At 69.4% G+C, this 17,730-nt stretch carries 19 protein-coding genes; 8 read left to right on the plus strand and 11 right to left on the minus strand.

Features of this window, described 5'->3' with window-relative positions; translation table 11 throughout:
* The first annotated feature begins 78 nt into the window (after positions 1-78).
* On the plus strand, positions 79-582 hold the full coding sequence (locus RMN86_RS11295; RefSeq protein ID WP_309605946.1) for a L,D-transpeptidase family protein: 504 nt from the start codon (positions 79-81) through the stop codon (positions 580-582).
* Here RMN86_RS11295 and RMN86_RS11300 read toward each other — a convergent pair.
* Positions 579-1,238, minus strand: coding sequence for a YggS family pyridoxal phosphate-dependent enzyme (locus RMN86_RS11300; RefSeq protein WP_309605947.1), 660 nt, complete (start codon positions 1,236-1,238; stop codon positions 579-581). The genes RMN86_RS11295 and RMN86_RS11300 overlap by 4 nt on opposite strands.
* On the opposite strand from RMN86_RS11300, the gene RMN86_RS11305 reads away from it, so the two are divergent.
* Positions 1,237-1,863 (plus strand): thiamine phosphate synthase, encoded by a 627-nt coding sequence (locus tag RMN86_RS11305; protein WP_309605948.1) that lies wholly within the window; start codon positions 1,237-1,239, stop codon positions 1,861-1,863. The two genes, RMN86_RS11300 and RMN86_RS11305, sit on opposite strands and share 2 nt — an antisense overlap.
* Here RMN86_RS11305 and RMN86_RS11310 read toward each other — a convergent pair.
* Positions 1,853-2,254, minus strand: a complete 402-nt coding sequence (locus RMN86_RS11310; RefSeq protein WP_309605949.1) for an NtrZ family periplasmic regulatory protein — start codon at positions 2,252-2,254, stop codon at positions 1,853-1,855. The genes RMN86_RS11305 and RMN86_RS11310 overlap by 11 nt on opposite strands.
* A 277-nt stretch (positions 2,255-2,531) precedes the next feature.
* Here RMN86_RS11310 and RMN86_RS11315 point away from each other — a divergent pair, with 277 nt between their 5' ends.
* The 5 genes from RMN86_RS11315 (at position 2,532) to RMN86_RS11335 (ending at position 8,436) form a co-directional block, all read left to right on the plus strand.
* Complete coding sequence (locus tag RMN86_RS11315; RefSeq protein WP_309605950.1) at positions 2,532-3,014, plus strand: DUF3576 domain-containing protein; 483 nt, start codon at positions 2,532-2,534, stop codon at positions 3,012-3,014.
* Positions 3,015-3,099: 85 nt separating this feature from the next.
* A complete protein-coding gene (gene leuS, locus RMN86_RS11320; RefSeq protein WP_309605951.1) occupies positions 3,100-5,685 on the plus strand; it encodes a leucine--tRNA ligase in 2,586 nt (861 codons plus the stop codon).
* Complete coding sequence (gene lptE / locus RMN86_RS11325; RefSeq protein WP_309605952.1) at positions 5,685-6,197, plus strand: LPS assembly lipoprotein LptE; 513 nt, start codon at positions 5,685-5,687, stop codon at positions 6,195-6,197. Before leuS ends, lptE begins: the two co-directional genes overlap by 1 nt.
* 3 nt (positions 6,198-6,200) lie before the next feature.
* The gene (gene holA / locus RMN86_RS11330) at positions 6,201-7,253 is read left to right on the plus strand and encodes a DNA polymerase III subunit delta (RefSeq protein ID WP_309605953.1); all 1,053 of its coding nucleotides are present in this window, start codon (positions 6,201-6,203) and stop codon (positions 7,251-7,253) included.
* Positions 7,254-7,347: 94 nt separating this feature from the next.
* Complete coding sequence (locus RMN86_RS11335; RefSeq protein ID WP_309605954.1) at positions 7,348-8,436, plus strand: hypothetical protein; 1,089 nt, start codon at positions 7,348-7,350, stop codon at positions 8,434-8,436.
* Here the strand turns inward: RMN86_RS11335 and RMN86_RS11340 are convergent.
* The 7 genes from RMN86_RS11340 to RMN86_RS11370 form a co-directional block, all read right to left on the minus strand.
* On the minus strand, positions 8,433-8,954 hold the full coding sequence (locus RMN86_RS11340; RefSeq protein WP_309605955.1) for a GNAT family protein: 522 nt from the start codon (positions 8,952-8,954) through the stop codon (positions 8,433-8,435). The two genes, RMN86_RS11335 and RMN86_RS11340, sit on opposite strands and share 4 nt — an antisense overlap.
* Positions 8,951-9,820, minus strand: a complete 870-nt coding sequence (locus tag RMN86_RS11345; protein WP_309605956.1) for a ParB/RepB/Spo0J family partition protein — start codon at positions 9,818-9,820, stop codon at positions 8,951-8,953. The genes RMN86_RS11340 and RMN86_RS11345 overlap by 4 nt, the downstream gene beginning before the upstream one ends.
* A 9-nt stretch (positions 9,821-9,829) precedes the next feature.
* Positions 9,830-10,636, minus strand: a complete 807-nt coding sequence (locus tag RMN86_RS11350; RefSeq protein WP_309605957.1) for an AAA family ATPase — start codon at positions 10,634-10,636, stop codon at positions 9,830-9,832.
* Positions 10,620-11,240: a 16S rRNA (guanine(527)-N(7))-methyltransferase RsmG gene (rsmG, locus tag RMN86_RS11355; RefSeq protein WP_309605958.1), complete on the minus strand. Its 621-nt coding sequence runs from the start codon at positions 11,238-11,240 to the stop codon at positions 10,620-10,622. The genes RMN86_RS11350 and rsmG overlap by 17 nt, the downstream gene beginning before the upstream one ends.
* Before the next feature lie 22 nt (positions 11,241-11,262).
* Positions 11,263-13,110: a tRNA uridine-5-carboxymethylaminomethyl(34) synthesis enzyme MnmG gene (gene mnmG, locus RMN86_RS11360; RefSeq protein WP_309605959.1), complete on the minus strand. Its 1,848-nt coding sequence runs from the start codon at positions 13,108-13,110 to the stop codon at positions 11,263-11,265.
* 187 nt (positions 13,111-13,297) lie between these two features.
* Positions 13,298-14,602, minus strand: a complete 1,305-nt coding sequence (mnmE, locus tag RMN86_RS11365; RefSeq protein ID WP_309605960.1) for a tRNA uridine-5-carboxymethylaminomethyl(34) synthesis GTPase MnmE — start codon at positions 14,600-14,602, stop codon at positions 13,298-13,300.
* The gene (locus RMN86_RS11370; RefSeq protein ID WP_309605961.1) at positions 14,599-14,841 is read right to left on the minus strand and encodes a DUF6489 family protein; all 243 of its coding nucleotides are present in this window, start codon (positions 14,839-14,841) and stop codon (positions 14,599-14,601) included. The genes mnmE and RMN86_RS11370 overlap by 4 nt, the downstream gene beginning before the upstream one ends.
* 137 nt (positions 14,842-14,978) lie before the next feature.
* Here RMN86_RS11370 and RMN86_RS11375 point away from each other — a divergent pair, with 137 nt between their 5' ends.
* The gene (locus RMN86_RS11375) at positions 14,979-15,947 is read left to right on the plus strand and encodes a quinone oxidoreductase (RefSeq protein WP_309605962.1); all 969 of its coding nucleotides are present in this window, start codon (positions 14,979-14,981) and stop codon (positions 15,945-15,947) included.
* 191 nt (positions 15,948-16,138) lie between these two features.
* Here the strand turns inward: RMN86_RS11375 and RMN86_RS11380 are convergent, their stop codons facing one another.
* Positions 16,139-16,732 (minus strand): glutathione S-transferase family protein, encoded by a 594-nt coding sequence (locus tag RMN86_RS11380; RefSeq protein WP_309605963.1) that lies wholly within the window; start codon positions 16,730-16,732, stop codon positions 16,139-16,141.
* 31 nt (positions 16,733-16,763) lie between these two features.
* A partial coding sequence (gene rho / locus RMN86_RS11385) for a transcription termination factor Rho (protein WP_309605964.1) occupies positions 16,764-17,730 on the minus strand: 967 nt, incomplete at its 5' end.

Below are 17,730 nucleotides of genomic sequence, written 5' to 3' on the forward strand. Positions count from 1 at the left end.
CACCCTATCGACTGGCGCGGGCAAAGGGATTTGGCCCGGCCGGGGGATTTGGCCCGGCTTGGGGGTTTTGGAGGGGCAATGATCTTTGCCGTGACAGCGGACGGCTGGCTCGACCTGGGCCGACGACGGGTGCGCTGCGCGCTCGGCAAGGGCGGGGTCACGCCGGCGTCAGAGAAGCGCGAGGGCGACCTCGCCTCGCCGCTGGGCGTATGGCCGATGCGGCGCGTGCTCTACCGGCCAGACCGGGGCGCGGCGCCCGCGACCGCGCTGGCGACCCGGCTCATTCGCCCCGACGACGGCTGGTGCGACGCGCCAGGCGACCCCGCCTACAACCGCGCGGTCACGCTGCCCTATGGCGCGAGCGCGGAGACCATGTGGCGTGATGACGAGCTTTACGACCTGGTGCTGGTGCTGGGGCACAACGACGACCCGCCAGTGGCGGGGCTGGGATCCTGCATCTTCGCCCACATCGCCCGGCCGGGGTACGCACCGACCGAGGGCTGCGTGGCGCTGGCGCGGGCGGACCTCGAAGCCTTGCTGGCGGCGGCGCGCCCCGGCGACGCCGTGGCGATCCAGCCCTAAGCCCGGGCCCCGAACACCGCCGAACCCACGCGGACGCTCGTGGCGCCAAGGGCGATGGCTGTCTCGAAGTCGTCACTCATGCCCATTGAGAGCTTTGCCAGCCCGTTACGCGCCGCGATCCCGGCCAGCAGGGCGAAGTGCGGGCCGGCAGGCTCGCCCGCCGGGGGAATGCACATCAGGCCCTCGGGCGCGAGGCCATAGGCGGACCGCGCCAGGGCGATGAAGGCGTCGGCTTGCGCCGGGATCACGCCGGCTTTCTGCGGCTCCTCGCCGGTGTTGACCTGGACGTAGAGGCGCGGCGAGCGGCCCTGCTTCTGGACGGCGTCGGCCAGGGCGCGGGCGAGCTTCTCGCGGTCGAGGGTCTCGATGACATCGAACAGGGCCACGGCGCCGGCGGTTTTGTTGGTCTGCAGGGGGCCGATGAGGTGCAGAGTCAGGTCCGCGCGCCGCTCGGCCCAGCGTTCCGTCGCCTCCTGCACTCGATTTTCACCGAACACGGTCTGGCCGGCGGCCAGCACCGGGGCGATGGCCTCCCAGGGCTGCATCTTGGAGACGGCGACCAGGGTCACCTCGCCGGCCGGGCGACGGGCGGCTTGCGTGGCGCGGGCGATCCGGGCCACCACGTCTGAATAGGCATCGGCGGAGGAAGCGGCCATGTCGCAGACGTTCTGGACCCTTGAGCGGACCGCGCAATTCCTAGGGCGCCGCGCCACTGTGCGAAAGGGTGCGCCGAAGGGCCTGCCCGAACTGCTGTTCTTCACCGATCCGGCGCGGACGCCCGATCCCGAGGCCATTGCGCGACAGCTGCCGCGTGGCGCGGCCATTGTCTTCCGGACGTTCGGCGCCGCCGACGCCGAGGCGCGGGGCGCGCGGCTGGCGGCCATCGCCCGGGACCGCGGACTGAAGCTGCTGATCGGCGCCGATGGGCGACTGGCGGCGCGGTTGGGCGCGGACGGGGTTCATCTGCCGCAGCGGCTGGCCCACAGGGCGCGGCGCCTGAGCGCCGCCAATCCTGGCTGGATCATCACCGCGGCGGCCCATTCGACCCTGGCGGCGCGACGCGCGCTGGCGGCGGGCGCCGATGCGGTGGTGGTCTCCGCCGCCTTCGTCAGCGCCAGCCCCTCGGCGGGGGCGGCGCTGGGGCCGGTCCGCATGGCGATACTGGTGCGCCGCGCGGGCGGGCCGGTCTATGGGCTGGGGGGGATCACCGAGAAAACGGCGCGGCGCCTGAAGGACTCGGGGCTTGTGGGCCTGGCGGCGGTGGCGGCGTTTAGAACTTGAACTTGGTCTCTAGCTGGACCCGCGGCGCGCCACCGTCCGGCGTTGTCGCCCGCAGGCCTGAGGGGACCTGCTGATCGCCGAAGGCCACGGCGCCGCCAACCCGCAGGGACGGGGTGATGCGGTAGTAGGCGCCGGCCTGGATGTCGTTGAGGTTGGTCTCGCGGGTGGAGGTCTGGCGCAGGTCCAGCGTCACGCCCCAACGGCCCTTGGCGGCGTCCCATTTCAGCGATTGGGAGAGCGGCGCAATCGCCGATGTGTCGGTCCTCACGGTGAAATCGATGGACTTGCCCCTGGCGTCGGCCGCCAGGACCGCGCCGCCGCTCGCGAGAAAGCCGGCCGCGCCCACAAGGGCGGTCGAGGCGATCAGCCTTGCGAACCTGCGGACGGACATGCCCAGACCCAATAGCACCAACACCGCGCCTTCACAGCTCCGGAACTTGTCCCCGGAGTCGAGCACGGTCCCTGCCGATTAATGAACTGTCGGGTCCAAGGTCAACCGACTCACCGCCTCCGTCGCGCGGTTAACGATAAGATGGGCGGCGCCTGTGGCGGCAGGGCCACGCGATTCCTGTTTGGTGCCGGACCCGGCGTTGTTATAGAGGGCCGGGCGTGGGGCGGCGCCGTGGCGCTTGATCGAGCGCTTCGGAAATCATTGGAGACCGATACATATGCCGTTTGTGCGCGGTTACGGGATGCGTGGCGGAGCGGCGAGCGCCGTAGCCCTGGCTTTGTTGGGCTTGGTGGGCTTGGCGGGCTGCTCGCACATTCCCCTCCCCTTCAGCGGCGGCGCCAAGGTGGGAGCCGCCTCCGACGGCAACGCCCCGGCGATCGGCGTCAACGGCTATCTGTGGCGCGCGACGCTGGATACCCTGTCGTTCATGCCGCTGGCCTCGGCCGACCCCTATGGCGGCGTGGTGATCACCGACTGGTACGCCAGCCCCGAAAAGCCCACTGAGCGCTTCAAATGCACCGTCTATATCCTGGACGCGCGATTGCGGGCCGACGGGCTGAACGTCGCGGTGTTCAAACAGACTCGCGACAGCGCGGGCGGCTGGATCGACGCCCCCTCGGCCGCCCAGACCGAGACGGACATCGAAAACGCCATCCTGACGCGGGCCCGCCAGCTGCGGCTCTCGAATATCAAAGGCTGACCGCCGCGCGTGACCAGCGCGCGGTGCGCACTGGGGCCGGATCGCCGTTGACCGGACGTCCAACTCCGGTCCAAAGCCTCTGACGATGGCCCGCTACAACCCGAAAGACACTGAGCCCCGATGGCGCAAGGCCTGGGCCGACGCCGACGCCTTCCGCGCGGTGATGGATCCCGCCCGGCCTAAATACTACGTGCTGGAGATGTTCCCCTATCCATCGGGGCGCCTGCACATGGGCCACGTGCGCAACTATGCCCTGGGTGACGTGATCGCCCGCTTCAAGCGCGCGCGGGGTTTTTCCGTGCTGCACCCCATGGGCTGGGACGCCTTCGGCCTGCCCGCCGAGAACGCGGCGATGGAGCGCGGCGTGGATCCGCGCGGCTGGACCTACGACAATATCGCGCGCATGCGCCGCGAACTGAAAGAGCTTGGGCTGAGCATCGACTGGTCGCGCGAGTTCGCCACCTGTGATGTCGAATACTACGGCAAGCAGCAGGCGTGGTTTCTCGACCTGTTCGCGCGCGGCCTGGTCTATCGCAAGGAAGGCGTCGTCAACTGGGACCCGGTGGACCAGACGGTGCTGGCCAACGAGCAGGTGGTCGACGGCCGCGGCTGGCGCTCCGGCGCGCCGGTGGAGAAGCGCCGCCTGAACCAGTGGTTCCTGCGCATCACCGACTATGCCGACCAACTGACCGACGACCTGGCGACGCTTGAGCGGTGGCCCGAAAAGGTCCGCGTCATGCAGCAGAACTGGATCGGGCGGTCCCGGGGCCTGAAGTTCGCCTTCGCCTTCGCCGGGGCGCCGCCCGCCGGCGTCGAAGCCGGCCTGGAGGTCTATACGACCCGGCCGGACACGCTCTATGGCGCGAGCTTCGTCGGCGTGGCGCCGGATCATCCCCTGGCTGTGCGGATCGCCGCCGACAACCCCGCTGCCAGCGCCTTCATCGCCCAGTGCAAACAGGGCGGCGCCAGCCAGGCGGAGATCGACACCGCCGAGAAGCTGGGCTTCGACACCGGCCTGGTCGTGCAGCATCCCTTCGATGCGGATCGAAACCTGCCCGTATGGATCGCCAATTTCATCCTCATGGACTATGGAACCGGCGCGATCTTCGGCTGCCCGGCCCACGATCAACGCGACCTTGATTTCGTGAGGAAATATGGCCTTCCGGTGATCCCTGTGGTGCTCCCACCGGGCGAGGACACGGCGACCTTCCAGGTTGGCGACGAGGCCTATACCGGGCCCGGCGCGATCTATCATTCGGACTTCCTCGATGGGCTGGATATCGAGGCCGCCAAGGCCGCGGCGATCGACCGGATCGAGGCGCAGGACCAGGGCGCGGGCGCAACGGTCTATCGCCTGCGCGACTGGGGCGTGGCCCGCCAACGGGGTTGGGGCTGTCCGATTCCCGTGGTGCATTGCGCGACCGACGGCGTCGTCCCGCTGCCCAAGTCCGCCTTGCCGGTGGCGCTGCCCGACGACCTGGACTTCGGCGCGCCCGGCAATGCGCTGGCCCGGCATCCGACCTGGAAGCACACCACCTGCCCAACGTGCGGCGGGGCGGCGACGCGCGAGACCGATACGCTCGACACCTTCGTCGACAGTTCCTGGTATTTCGCCCGGTTCGTCGACACGCAGGCCGACGAGGCGATCAACAAGGCCGCCGCCGACTACTGGCTCCCGGTGGACCAGTATATCGGCGGGATCGAGCACGCTGTCCTGCATCTGCTCTATGCCCGCTTTGTCACCAAGGCCCTGGCCGACGACGGACAGCTGAGCGTGCGCGAGCCGTTCGCCGGCCTGTTCACCCAGGGCATGGTCACCCACGAGACCTATCGCCGACAGAGCGGGGAGTGGCTGGAGCCCAGCCAGGTCGAGGTCATCGTCGAGGGCAATGCGCGGCGCGCGAGGCTGCTGGAAAACGGCGCCGACGTGGTCATCGGCGACGTCGAGAAGATGTCGAAGTCGAAGAAGAACACCGTGGCCCCCGACGAGATCTTCCAGGTCTATGGCGTCGACGCCGCGCGGCTGTTCGTGCTGTCGGACAGCCCGCCCGAGCGCGACAGCCAGTGGTCGACGGCCGGCGTCGCGGGCGCCTGGCGCTTCGTCAACCGGGTCTGGGAGGAATTCGAAAGCCAGCCGGCGCTCCCGGATCAGTGGTTGGAGGGCGAGCAGCCCTCGGTCCATCATTTGCGGCGAGAGCGGCATAAGCTCGTGAAAGCCGTCACTCAGGCAATTGAATCATTCCGGTTCAATTCAGCGATCGCGCACCTCTACAGCTTTCTGAACCAACTCAAGGCGCATCCCGCGAATGGCGCCTCGGCAGCAATGGTCGTTGAGCGTCAGCGTGCACTGGAAGACTTTGCCCGGCTGATCGCTCCGTTCACCCCGCACCTGGCGGAAGAGTGCTGGGTCCGCGTCGGCGGACAGGGCATGGTGGCGCTGGCCGCCTGGCCGGCGTTCGACGCGGCGCTGACCGAGGACGCCGTCCGCATCCTGCCGGTGCAGGTCAACGGCAAGCGGCGGGGCGAGATCTCGGCGCCGGCGGGGGCGGAACCGGCAGACGTGGAGAAGATCGTGCTTGACGACCCGGAGATTGCACGGCGCCTGGAGGGCCTGACCATCCGCAAGGTGATCGTGGTGAAAGATCGTATCGTCAACATCGTGGCCGGCTGATGCGGGGCCTGCTCGTCCTGGCCCTGGCGGTCGGCGGCCTCGGGCTCGGAGCCTGCGGCTTCACCCCGCTCTATGCCCAGCGTGGCGTGGTCGCTAGCCTGGCGGCGATCGAGGTGACGGCCCCCGACGGCCGCGCCGGCTTCCTGATCCGCGAGCACCTGGACGACGCCTTCGGCCGCAACCGCGCGGCCCCCGCGGCCTATCGGATGCAGCTGGCGATCGCCGAGACGCGCTACCCGCGTGGCGTTCGCACCGACAATGTCGCCAGCCGCTATGAGTACGTGATGACCGCGGACTACATCCTGACGCGCCTGCCGTCGGGCGCGGCGGCCAAGAAGGGCCGGGTGCGGGTTGAGCTGACCTATGATTCCGCCGACCAGCCCTATGCCTCCGTCGCCGCCCAGCAGGACGCCCAGGAGCGCGCCGCCGAGGAGGCCGCGCGGCGGATCCAGCTGGAACTCGCCGCCTGGATGGCCACCGGGGAGCCCTCGGGACCGAAGAAGAAGGGCTGAGGCGTGATCCTCGGCAAGCGCCCGGATATCGAGCGGTTCCTAAGGGCGCCCGACGCCGGTGTCCGCGCCGCGGTGATCCATGGCCGCGACCTGGGCGTGGTGCGCGACCGGGGCCGCGAGCTCATCGCGCGGATCGTCAGCAATCCCGACGATCCGTTCGATGTCGCCCAGCTCACCGATGGCGACATGGACGCCGACGCGGGCCGGCTGGAGGGGGAGCTGGCGGCCCAGTCGCTGATGGGCGGGCGCAGGCTGGTGCGGCTGCGCTTCGCCACGGAGAAGGCGTCGCTGGACAAGCTGGCCGCCGAGGCCCTGACCCGCCACGCCGCCGGCGAGCTCAATCCCGACGCCTTCCTGCTGATCGAAGCCGGCGCGCTTGGCCGCGATTCGGCGCTACGCAAGGCCGCCGAAAAGGCCGCGAGCGCCGTGGCCATCGCCTGCTACGAGGACGAACCCGGCGACGTGGCGCGCCAGGTGCGCGAGACCCTGGCCAAGGACAACCTGGCGCTCACCGCCGAGGCCCTGGCGCTGTTCGTCGCCCGGATGCCCAAGGAACGCGGGGTGGCGCGCCAGGAGATCGAGCGGCTGGCGCTCTATCTCGGCCCGGGCCGTGGCGTCACCGCGACCCCGGCCGACCTGGAGCCGTTCCTCGGCGTGGAGCCGGAGGCGTCGCTTGGCGATGCCGCAAGCGATGCGTTCGGCGGGCGCCTCGCCGAGGCCCAGGCCGGGCTGCGGCGCGCCGCACAGGAGGGGGAGTCGGGTCCCGCGGCCGTGCGGATGATGAGCCTTCACCTGGCCCTGCTGCGTCGGATCCTAACCCTGGCGAAGGGTGGCGCGGGCCTGCAGGAGGCGGCCAAGGCGGCGCGGGTGTTCTGGAAACAGGAGCGTGAGGTGCTGCGCCAGGCGCGAACCTGGACCCTGGAGGAACTCGACCGCATCCAGCCGGAGATCCTGGGCGCTGACCGGCTGTGCAAGACCGCCGGCTCCCCCGACCAGCTGATCGCCGAGCGGTTGGCGCTGGCGGTCGCCAGCCGCGCGCGGCGTCTCGGGCTCTGACCGCGCGACTTGTCGCCGTTTTCCTTGCGCCGCGGCCGGGAAGGTCGAAATAGTCAGGGGCGTCAAAAACGCACACGATCAAGGGGGGTGGGTGATGGTTTTGAAAGCGCTGGCCTGCATGGCCGTGATCGGCCTGGCCGTCGTCCCGTCGCTGGCGGCGGCTCAGCCTGGGCCTGCGCACACCGCCTACAAGCCGCCGCGCGACGCCTATGGCCACCCGGACCTGCAGGGGGTCTGGACCAATGCCTCGATCACCCGGCTGGAGCGCAACCCGCGCTATGGCAAGGACCTGGTCCTGACCGAGGATCAGGCGCGAAAGATCGAGCACCGCAACGACGACCTCGTCGCCCTGGGGAACCGGCCGACTGACCCCAGCGCCAAGGTCACCGATCTGCCCGCCGATTGCAGCGACGGGCGCGGCGTCAACTGCAACTACAACGCCGCCTGGACCGATCCGGGCTCAACGATCATGCGGGTGGGGGGCCAGCCCCGGAACGGCTTCATCACCACCCCGGGCGACGGCCGCGTCCCGTTGCGCAAGGATGTCCGCGCCGACCCGTTCGGCCCGCGTCCGCCGGCGAGCGGCGGCGGACCCAGCGACAACCCCGAGACCCGCGCGCTGGGCGAGCGCTGCCTGCTGTCGTTCGGCAATTCCTCGGGGCCGGTGATGACGCCTGGGCTCTACAACAACACCTACCAGATCGTGCAGACTCGCGATCAGGTCTCGATCGTGGTGGAGATGGTCCACGACGCGCGGATCGTGCGCCTGGGCGGCGCCCATATCCCCGCGATGGTGCGGCCCTGGATGGGCGATTCCATTGGCCGCTGGGAGGGCGACACGCTGGTGATCGAGACCACCAACTTCCACCCCGAGCAGGTGTTCCGCGGCGCCTCCGCACACCTGAAGGTCACCGAGCGGCTGACCCCGGTCGGCAAGGACCGGATGCGCTATGGCTTCTGGGTGGAGGACGCCAGCGTGTTCAGCCAGCCGTGGGGCGGCGAGTACGAATTCTCCCGGTCGAAGGGGCCGGTCTACGAATACGCCTGCCACGAGGGCAACTATGGCCTGGTCGGCATTCTGCAGGGCGCCCGGCAAGAGGATCGCACCGGCGTCAAGACCGCCCCCACCAACGTTGACCAGCGCGTGCGCCCGGCGGTGGGCGAGGACGGCGAGGGGAGCTAGTCCCGGACCCGCGAATAGACGAAGCAGTCGCTGGGCTCGTCGGGGGAGGAGTAGCCGGCCTTGCGCAGAATGCCCTCGCTGGCGTAGGCGCAGTTCTCGGCCAGGCGCGCGGAGGCGTCGTTCCAGGTCTCGATGATCAGCTGCAGACGGTGGCACCAGGGGTTTCGCGCGAACAGCAGGTCGGAGAAAAGCCTCAGAGACTCAGAGGCATAGCCTTTGCCCCGGTCATCCTCGTCGTGCAGAATATAGCCGATCTCCAGCCCATGGACGCCCGGCCCGGTGCGATAGAACTGCAGCGTCCCGATCAGCCGGCCGGCGTCCGCCGCGCCCCGGCTTTCAATGGCGGCTGCGCCGGCGTCGGCGGTCCAGAACCCGGTCTGGTCATAGACCTCGCGGATCCGCGCCGGGTCGGTCAGCGGCTCGGTGATCGACAGGGTGTATTTGAAGGGCGCGCAGGCCTTCAGGTCGCGCACGCCGATGGTCCTCAGGCGAACCTTGGTCCCGGTGGCGAGCATCATGCGCGGGTCAGCTTGCGGCAGAGCTCGTCGAGCTGTTCCAGGGTGGCGTAGCGGATGCGGATCTCGCCGGCGCCGCCACGGTCGGCGATGTCGACGCTCATCCCCAGCGCCTCCTCAAGGTCCGCCTCCAGGGCCGCGGTGTCGGTGTCCTTGGGCGCCCGCCGCGGACCCGAGCCCTTTTTCGGCGCGTCGGACTTCGCCTTGGCCAGAGACTCTGCCTCTCGGACGGAAAGTCCTTTATCGACAATGGTTTGCGCGAGAACTTCAGGGAAGGCCGCGGCGAGAATGGCGCGCGCGTGGCCGGCGGTCAGGCGGCCGAACAGCACATGATCCTGCACGGCGTCCGGCAGTTGCAGCAGGCGCAACGTATTGGCCACGTGGCTGCGCGACTTGCCGACGGCGGTGGCGGCCTTGTCCTGGGTGTAGGCCATGCGCCGGATCAGCGAGGCATAGGCCTGGGCCTCCTCCATGGCGTTCAGATCCTCGCGCTGGACGTTCTCGATCACCGCGATCTCGAAGGCGTGGTCGTCGTCCAGCGCGCGCACCAGGGCCGGAACGATCGCCAGGCCCGCCTTCTGCGCCGCGCGCCAGCGGCGTTCACCGGCGACGATCTCGAATTCGCCGGGCGTCCGCGGCGAGGGGCGCACCAGGATCGGCTGCAGGATCCCCTGGCTGCGGATCGAGCTCTCCAGCTCGGCGATTTCGGCGTCGGGAAAGTGCCGGCGCGGCTGTTCGGGGTTGCGGTGGATCAGCTCGATGGGGATTTCGCGCACGCCGTTGGCCGGCTCGGCGGCATGCGGGATCTCCTCGGCCTCACCCAGCAGGGCCGACAGCCCGCGCCCCAGTCCTCTGCGCCCCTCGGCCATCGCGATCCCCTAAGCCAGTTCTTTTCGGCGCGCGCGTTCGCGCAGCACCACCTCGCGGGCCAGCCGCAGATAGGCCTGGCTTCCCGCGCACTTCAGATCGTAGACCAGCGCCGGCTTGCCGAACGACGGCGCCTCGGAGACCCGCACATTGCGCGGGATCACCGTCTGATAGACCGTCTCGCCGAAATGGGCGCGCACATCGCTGGCCACCTGGCCCGACAGCCCGTTGCGGCGGTCGAACATGGTCAGCACGATGCCCTGGATCTCCAGCTTCGGATTGAGGCTGGCGTGGACCAGGTCGATGGTGCGCATCAGCTGGCTCAGGCCCTCCAGCGCGAAGAATTCGCACTGCAGCGGCACCAGCACCGCGTCGGCGGCGGCCATGGCGTTGACCGTCAGCAGGTTCAGCGACGGCGGGCAATCGATCAGCACGTAGCTGTAGCTCCCGTCCTGGCGCACGGCGTCCAGCGCGTCGCGCAGCCGGTAGGAGCGCCGGGGATCCTGGGCCAGCTCCATCTCGACGCCGGAGAGGTCCGGGTCGGATGGCGTCAGGTGAAGGCCCGGTACGGAGGTCTTCACTACCGCCTCGAGCAGGGTGTTTTCGTTCATCAGCACGTCGTAGAGGGTGTGTTTCCGCAACGCCCGTCCGATTCCGAGGCCAGTGGACGCGTTGCCCTGCGGGTCCGAATCGATCAGCAGCACCCGCTCGCCGACGGCGGCGAGCGCGGTGCCGAGATTGATCGCCGTCGTGGTCTTGCCCACGCCGCCTTTCTGGTTGGCGACCACCAGGACGCGCAGGTCAGACCTTGCGGGCACGGCCAAGCCTCTTCACGCGGACGATACGACCCCGGGGGTCGCTTTTGGAGGGCAGGACGTCGGCCTCATATTCCCAATATCTAGCAGCTTCGGACATCTCGGAGACAACATCTTGTCCCTTGAGGAACAGGCCGGTGGCGCCAGACTGCAGGTAGGGCCGGGCATACCGGAGCAGGCGGTGGAGCGGGGCGCAAGCCCGCGCGGTGACGATTTCCACCGTCAGATCCAGGTCTTCGGCGCGGGCGTTGTGGACGGTGGCCGGAAGTTGCAGATCTTCCACCACTTCGCCGAGAAACTTGCAGCGCTTGGTCATGCTCTCGATCAGGTCCACATGGAAGCCAAGCACGGCTTTTCCAAGTATGGCCAGGACGATCCCCGGCAGGCCGGCGCCGGCGCCCAGATCCGCCCAGGCCCGCGCATCCGGCTGCAGTCTGATCAGTTGGGCGGAATCCCAGGCGTGACGGGACCAGAAGTGGGGCAGGGACGCCGGGCCGACGAGATTCATCACCGAGTTGCGTTCGGTCAGCAGGACCCGAAACCGCTCCAGGTCGGCCATCTGCGCCGGTGTCGCGGCGCTTAGGGCGGCGAAGCGCGCGGAGTCCATGGCGGACTCCAGGGCGCCAGCGTCAGGCGGCGCGGCGGCGGACATGGGCCAGCAGGGCGGTCAGGGCGCCGGGGGTCACGCCTTCGATCCTGGCAGCCTGGCCAAGGGTCAGAGGTTGGATTCTATTCAATTTTTCACGAGCCTCGTTGGAAAGCCCTCCGACGATGGCGTAGTCGAGGCTGGCCGGCAGGCTGAGGTTCTCATCGCGGCGGAAGGCGGCCACGTCGGCGGCCTGGCGGTCGAGATAGCCGGCGTAGGAGGCCTCGATCTCGATCTGCTCGCGGATGGCGGCGGGCCAGCCGGAGATCTGCGGCCAGAGCCGCGCCAGATCGTCGAAGCCGATCGTCGGATAGGCCAGAAGCTCGTTGACATTGCGCCGCTGGCCATCGGCCTTGACCGGCAGCCCGGCCTTTCCGGCGGCCGACGGGGTCAGTGTCAGGCTGGCGGCCATGGCCCGGGCCCCGGCCAGGGCGTCGGCCTTTTCCGCGTACGCGCGCGCCCGCACGGCGCCCACGACGCCCAGAGCCTCGCCCTTGGCGGTCAGGCGCTGGTCGGCGTTGTCGGCGCGCAGGATCAATCGAAATTCCGCCCGGCTGGTGAACATCCGATAAGGCTCGGTGACGCCGCGCGTCACCAGGTCGTCGATCATCACGCCAATGTAGGCCTCATCGCGGGCGAAGTGGGCGGGCGCGGCGCCGGAGGCGGCGCGGGCGGCGTTCAGCCCCGCCACCAGGCCTTGCGCCCCAGCCTCCTCATAGCCCGTCGTGCCGTTGATCTGGCCGGCCAGATAGAGGCCGGGCAGGCGCTTGGCTTCCAGGGTCGGGTAGAGTTCGCGGGGGTCCACATAGTCATATTCGATGGCGTAGCCGTACCGCTTCACTCGCACCGCCTCGAGGCCGGGGATGGTGCGCAGGAACAGGTCCTGGGTCTCCTCCGACACCGATGTGGAGATGCCGTTCGGATAGACCGTGTCGTCGCTAAGGCCTTCAGGTTCCAGGAAGATCTGGTGGCTGGTCTTGTCGGCGAAGCGGACCACCTTGTCCTCGATGGAGGGGCAGTAGCGCGGGCCGACGCCGGTGGTCCGGCCGCCGTAGACGGCCGATTCCCCCAGCCGCTCGGCGATGATCCGGTGCGTCTGCGCGGTCGTGTAGGTGATGCCGCAGGCGATCTGTGGGACGGTGATCTTCGGCGTCAGGAAGGAGAACGGCACAGGGTCGTCATCGGCCGCCTGCATTTCCAGCCCGTCCCAGGCGATGGTGCGGCCGTCCAGGCGCGCGGGCGTGCCGGTCTTCAACCGCCCCATAGCCAGGCCCGAGGCATAGAGCCGGTCGGAAAGCCCGATGGCCGGTGCGTCGCCCACTCGCCCGGCGGCGATACGCTGCTCGCCGCGATGGATCACGCCCTTGAGGAAGGTGCCGGTGGTCAGCACCACCCGGCCGGCGCGATAGGCGGTCCCGGTGGCCCCGACCACGCCCACGACCACCCGGTCCTCGACGATCAGGTCCTCCACGGCCTCCGCGCGGAGGCTGAGGTTGGGGGTGGCGGCCAGCTCGGCCTGCATGGCCTGGCGGTAGAGCGCCCGGTCGATCTGCGAGCGCGGGCCGCGCACCGCGGCGCCCTTCGAGCGGTTCAGCAGGCGGAACTGGATGCCCGACAGATCGCCAAGCCGTCCCATCAGCCCGTCCAGGGCGTCGATCTCGCGCACCAGATGGCCCTTGCCCAGGCCGCCGATGGCCGGGTTGCAGCTCATCTCGCCCAGGGTCTCGAGCTTGTGTGTCAGCAGCAGCGTGCGCGCGCCGAACCGCGCCGAGGCGGCCGCCGCCTCGCAGCCGGCGTGCCCGCCGCCGATGATGATCACGTCCCAGGTCATGAAGCGCGTCCTATAGGCCAAGGGCGACACTGTTTCACGTGAAACATCGTCCCCTCCCTTAATGGGATGGGTGGCTGGAGCGCAGAGACAGGCGGGTGGGGCGGGTCAGGCCCGGTGTTCAGCACACCGACCCGCACGACCCCGCCCTGGCGGCCTTGCCGCCTGTCCCTCCCAATTAAGGGAGGGACTATTTGCCGATGCAGAAGGTCGAGAAGATATGGCCCAGCACCTGATCCGGATCGATGCGCCCAGTGATCCGGTCCAGCGCCCGGGCGGCGAGGCGGACGTCCTCGGCCGCCAGTTCCAGCGCCTGGTCCTCAGCCAGCGCCTGCCGCAGGCGGTGTGCCGCCTCGTTGAGCAGGTCCTTGTGGCGCAGGCGTGTGGCGGCCGGGATCTCGGCCCCGGCCAGGGCGCCTACGACGGTGTCGGTCAGCGCCCGCACCAGCCAGGCCACGTCGTTGGGGCTTTTCGCGGTGAACGGCTCGCCGGGAAGGCCGTCCAGCCCCTCGCCCAGGTCGCGCTTGGTGAGCAGCACGATATCGTCCGGGCGCAGCGAGGCGGGGACGTCGGGGTTCGGATCGCCATAGCCGTCCACCAGCCAGACCCGCAGGGCCGCGCTTTCGGCCCAGGCCTCGGCGCGGCGCACGCCCTCGGCCTCGATCTCGTCGTTGGTGGCGCGCAGGCCTGCGGTGTCGGCGAGGATCACCTTGTAGCCGCCCAGCACCAGCGGGACCTCAATGATGTCGCGCGTCGTCCCCGGCGTGGCCGAGACGATGGCCGCCTCGCGACGCGCCAGGACGTTCAACAGCGTGCTCTTGCCGGCGTTGGGCGCGCCCAGCAGCGCGATGCGGAAGCCCTCGCGCACCCGTTCCCCGCGCGCCACGTCAGCCGCGGCGGCCTCCAGTTCGCCCGCCAGGATCTCCAGGATCGGCCGGGCGCGGTCCGCCGCGTCGGCCGGTAGTTCCTCGTCGGGAAAGTCCACGGCGGCGTCCAGCATGGCGCTGGCGCGGATCAGTCCGTCGCGCCATCGCGCCTGGATGCCCGACAGACGCCCGCCCAGCTGGGCCAGGGCCTGGCGGCGCTGGGCCTCGGTTTCCGCGTCGATCAGATCGGCGACGCCCTCGGCCTGGGCCAGGTCCAGCTTGCCGTGCTCGAAGGCGCGGCGGGTGAATTCGCCCGGCTCGGCCAGCCGCAGACCCTGGGCGGCCAGCGCGCTGACCAGCGCGCCCACCACCGCCTGGCCGCCGTGGACGTGGAATTCCGCGCAGTCCTCGCCGGTATAGCTGGCCGGGGCCGGGAACCACAGCACCAGGGCCTCGTCGATCGGCTGGCCGTCAGTTCCGGTCAGCCGGCGCAGGCTCGCCCGCCTCGCTGGCGGCGGCCCCCCGCCCAGCGCACGCAGCGCGGCGCGGGTCGCGGGTCCCGACAGGCGAACGACCGCCACCGCGGCCCGGCCCGCGGCCGTGGCGGGCGCGAAGATCGTATCGGTCACTTCGTCCGTGAGGCGGCGCTCAGGCCCACGTCCATCAGCTTGCGGAACTGCTCCTGGGCGCCGGCGCCGAAGCTCATCCAGTTCTTCACCAACTCGTCGGGCGAGATCATCTGCATGTTGGCGTCGATGCGCTTCTTCATCTCGCCCACCAGGTGGTCGTTGAGCGCGCTGACATCCGGCAGGCCGAGGAACCGGCGGGCTTCCTCCGGCGAGCAATCCACCTCGATGGTCATCTTCATGGCGCATTCCTCCGCTGTCGGAATCTATATGGTCGCAGAGCGGTTCCTCGCGCTAGACCAGATTCTGGCAAACAGGAGACCAACATGGGCGCGCCTGAGATGATCACCCCTCCCGGCGGCCCCAGGACCGCAGCCTGATGCGCGCCATCCGTTTCGCCCGCACCGGCGGTCCCGACGTGCTCGATCTCGTTGAGGTCGACAAGCCGCAGCCCAAGCCCGGCCAAGTGTTGCTGCGCCATGAGGCCATCGGCATCAACTTCATCGACACCTACCTGCGGTCCGGCCTCTACCCGACGAAGCTGCCGTCGATTCCCGGCGGCGAGGCGGCCGGGGTCGTCGAGGCGGTGGGCGAGGGGGTCGCGCGATTCAAGATGGGCGACCGGGCCGCGGCGGCCGGCCTGGCGGGCGGCTATGCCGACTATTCTGTCGTGTCCGCCGACCGGGCCGTGGCGATCCCGGCGGGCATCGACGCGCGAACGGCGGCCGCCGCGCTGCTGAAGGGCATGACCAGCGAGTTCCTCCTGCGCCGCCTGCACAGGGTCGAGGCCGGCGAGACCCTGCTGATACACGCCGCCGCCGGCGGGGTCGGCCAGATCATGGTGCAGTGGGCCAAGGCGCTGGGCGCCGTGGTCATCGCCACCGTCGGCTCCGAAGCCAAGGCCGCGCGGGTCCGCCAGCTCGGCGCAGACCATGTAATCCTCTACCGCGAGCAGGACGTGGCTGCCGAGGTGCGCCGGATCACGGACGGGGCGGGCGTACCAGTAGCCTACGACTCGGTGGGCAAAGACACCTTCGAGGGCACGCTGGGCAGCCTGGCGCGGCGCGGCCTGTTCGTCAGCTTCGGCAATGCATCGGGGCCGCCACCGGCGGTAGAGGCGGGGCGGCTGATGCGCTCCGGTTCGCTGTTCTTCACCCGGCCGACCCTGGGCGACTATCAGGCGTCGACCGCCGAGCTCGACGCCAGCGCCGGCGCGCTCTTCGCCCTGATCCTCTCCGGCAAGATCGAGATCGAGATCGGCCAGACGTTTCCGCTTGTCGAGGCGCGCCGCGCGCACGAGGCGCTGGAGAGCCGCGCCACGAGCGGGTCGAGCCTGCTGATTCCTTAGGAATACGCCGTTCCTCCCCTCTGGGGGAGGGGGACCGCGAAGCGGTGGAACGGGACAGCGCAGACCTGCGAGGACCCTCTCAGTCAGCTTCGCTGACAGCTCCCCCGATGGGGCGCAAATGGCTCACCGCTGTTTCACGTGAAACACAAGTAGAACTGGTGCGGCCGGTAGGCCCGCAAGCCTTGCGCGAGTCATGCCGGTTGGTAGGCCCGTTGATAGGCCGGCCGAGCCTCCAGTCTGGCCTCATAGGCGAGCACCGAGGCGGGCAGCAGCTGGTGAAGGCCGGCGAGGTCGGAAAGGCCAAGCGTATAGCCCACGGAGATGTCCGCCAGGGTTAGGCGGTCGGCCGCCAGATACGCCCGGCCATCGGCCAGGGCGTGCTCTACGACGGCCAGGCGCAGGGCGAAGGCCTCTCGCGCGTCCGCCATCACTGACTCCAGGCGCGGACCAAAGCGGCGCGCCCAGGCCAGCGGCGGCGCGAGGGTTCCCTCCCCGAAATGCAGGAACTGAAGGTAGTCGGTAAACCCGGGTTCCTCGGCCCCGACCACCAGGCGGCCGGCGAACTTTCGGCTGAGATATTCGCAGATCGCCAGGCTCTCAATCAGGACGACTCCATCGTCCTCGATCGCCGGCAGGGCGCCGGCGGGGCTGATCGCGAAGAATTCCGGGTGATGCATGCGCGGCGGAAATGTGAGCGAGACCGTCTCGTAGGGTGCGCCCAGCTCCTCGAGCACCCAGATCACCCGCTGCGATCGTGTGCCCCGCGCCGCATAGACCTTGATCATCGGCCATCCCCGCCGGCGGTGAGCGCCGCCCCTAAGTGTTCATCGACTGGAAGAATTCCTCGTTGGTTTTGGCGTTGCGCAGCTTGTCGAGCAGGAACTCGATGGCGTCCTGGGCGCCCATGGGCCCCAGAATCCGGCGCAGGATGTAGGTCTTGGTCAGGTGTTCCTTGGGCGTGATCAGTTCTTCCTTGCGGGTGCCGGACTTGATCACGTCGATGGCCGGGTAGACCCGCTTGTCGGCGACCTTGCGGTCGAGCACGATTTCCGAATTACCTGTCCCCTTGAACTCCTCGAAGATCACCTCGTCCATCCGGCTGCCGGTGTCGATCAGGGCGGTGGCGATAATGGTGAGCGAGCCACCTTCCTCGATGTTCCGCGCCGCGCCGAAGAAGCGCTTGGGGCGCTGCAGGGCGTTGGCGTCGACGCCGCCGGTGAGCACCTTGCCGGAGGAGGGGACCGTGGTGTTGTAGGCGCGGCCCAGCCGGGTGACGCTGTCCAGCAGGATCACCACGTCACGCTTGTGCTCGACCAGGCGCTTGGCTTTTTCGATAACCATTTCCGCAACTTGCACGTGCCGAGTGGCGGGTTCGTCGAAAGTCGAGGAGATCACCTCGCCCTTCACCGTCCGCTGCATGTCGGTGACCTCTTCCGGGCGCTCGTCGATCAGCAGGACGATCAGGTAGCACTCGGGGTGGTTGGTCTCGATCGACTTGGCGATGTTCTGCAGCATCACCGTCTTGCCGACCCGGGGCGGCGAGGTGATCAGGCAGCGCTGGCCCTTGCCGAGCGGGGCCACGATGTCGATGACCCGGCCGGAGCGGTCCTTCAGGGTCGGGTCGTCGATCTCCATCCGCAGGCGCTCGTCGGGATAGAGCGGCGTCAGGTTGTCGAACAGCACCTTGTGGCGGACGTTCTCGGGGTTCTCGAAATTGGTCAGGTCGACCTTGACCAGGGCGAAGTAGCGCTCGCCTTCGCGCGGGGCCCGGATCGCGCCGTCC

This window comes from Phenylobacterium sp. (assembly GCF_031360265.1).
Taxonomy (GTDB): Bacteria; Pseudomonadota; Alphaproteobacteria; order Caulobacterales; family Caulobacteraceae; genus Phenylobacterium.

Excerpts from the sequence above, each read along its gene's own strand:
- RMN86_RS11295 (WP_309605946.1), top strand. The coding sequence starts at position 79 with ATGATCTTTGCCGTGACAGCGGACGGCTGGCTCGACCTGGGCCGACGA.
- RMN86_RS11305 (WP_309605948.1), top strand. The coding sequence starts at position 1,237 with ATGTCGCAGACGTTCTGGACCCTTGAGCGGACCGCGCAATTCCTAGGG.
- RMN86_RS11300 (WP_309605947.1), bottom strand. The coding sequence starts at position 1,238 with ATGGCCGCTTCCTCCGCCGATGCCTATTCAGACGTGGTGGCCCGGATC.
- RMN86_RS11310 (WP_309605949.1), bottom strand. The coding sequence starts at position 2,254 with ATGTCCGTCCGCAGGTTCGCAAGGCTGATCGCCTCGACCGCCCTTGTG.
- RMN86_RS11315 (WP_309605950.1), top strand. The coding sequence starts at position 2,532 with ATGCCGTTTGTGCGCGGTTACGGGATGCGTGGCGGAGCGGCGAGCGCC.
- leuS (WP_309605951.1), top strand. The coding sequence starts at position 3,100 with ATGGCCCGCTACAACCCGAAAGACACTGAGCCCCGATGGCGCAAGGCC.
- lptE (WP_309605952.1), top strand. The coding sequence starts at position 5,685 with ATGCGGGGCCTGCTCGTCCTGGCCCTGGCGGTCGGCGGCCTCGGGCTC.
- RMN86_RS11335 (WP_309605954.1), top strand. The coding sequence starts at position 7,348 with ATGGTTTTGAAAGCGCTGGCCTGCATGGCCGTGATCGGCCTGGCCGTC.
- RMN86_RS11340 (WP_309605955.1), bottom strand. The coding sequence starts at position 8,954 with ATGATGCTCGCCACCGGGACCAAGGTTCGCCTGAGGACCATCGGCGTG.
- RMN86_RS11345 (WP_309605956.1), bottom strand. The coding sequence starts at position 9,820 with ATGGCCGAGGGGCGCAGAGGACTGGGGCGCGGGCTGTCGGCCCTGCTG.
- rsmG (WP_309605958.1), bottom strand. The coding sequence starts at position 11,240 with ATGGACTCCGCGCGCTTCGCCGCCCTAAGCGCCGCGACACCGGCGCAG.
- mnmG (WP_309605959.1), bottom strand. The coding sequence starts at position 13,110 with ATGACCTGGGACGTGATCATCATCGGCGGCGGGCACGCCGGCTGCGAG.
- RMN86_RS11370 (WP_309605961.1), bottom strand. The coding sequence starts at position 14,841 with ATGAAGATGACCATCGAGGTGGATTGCTCGCCGGAGGAAGCCCGCCGG.
- RMN86_RS11375 (WP_309605962.1), top strand. The coding sequence starts at position 14,979 with ATGCGCGCCATCCGTTTCGCCCGCACCGGCGGTCCCGACGTGCTCGAT.
- RMN86_RS11380 (WP_309605963.1), bottom strand. The coding sequence starts at position 16,732 with ATGATCAAGGTCTATGCGGCGCGGGGCACACGATCGCAGCGGGTGATC.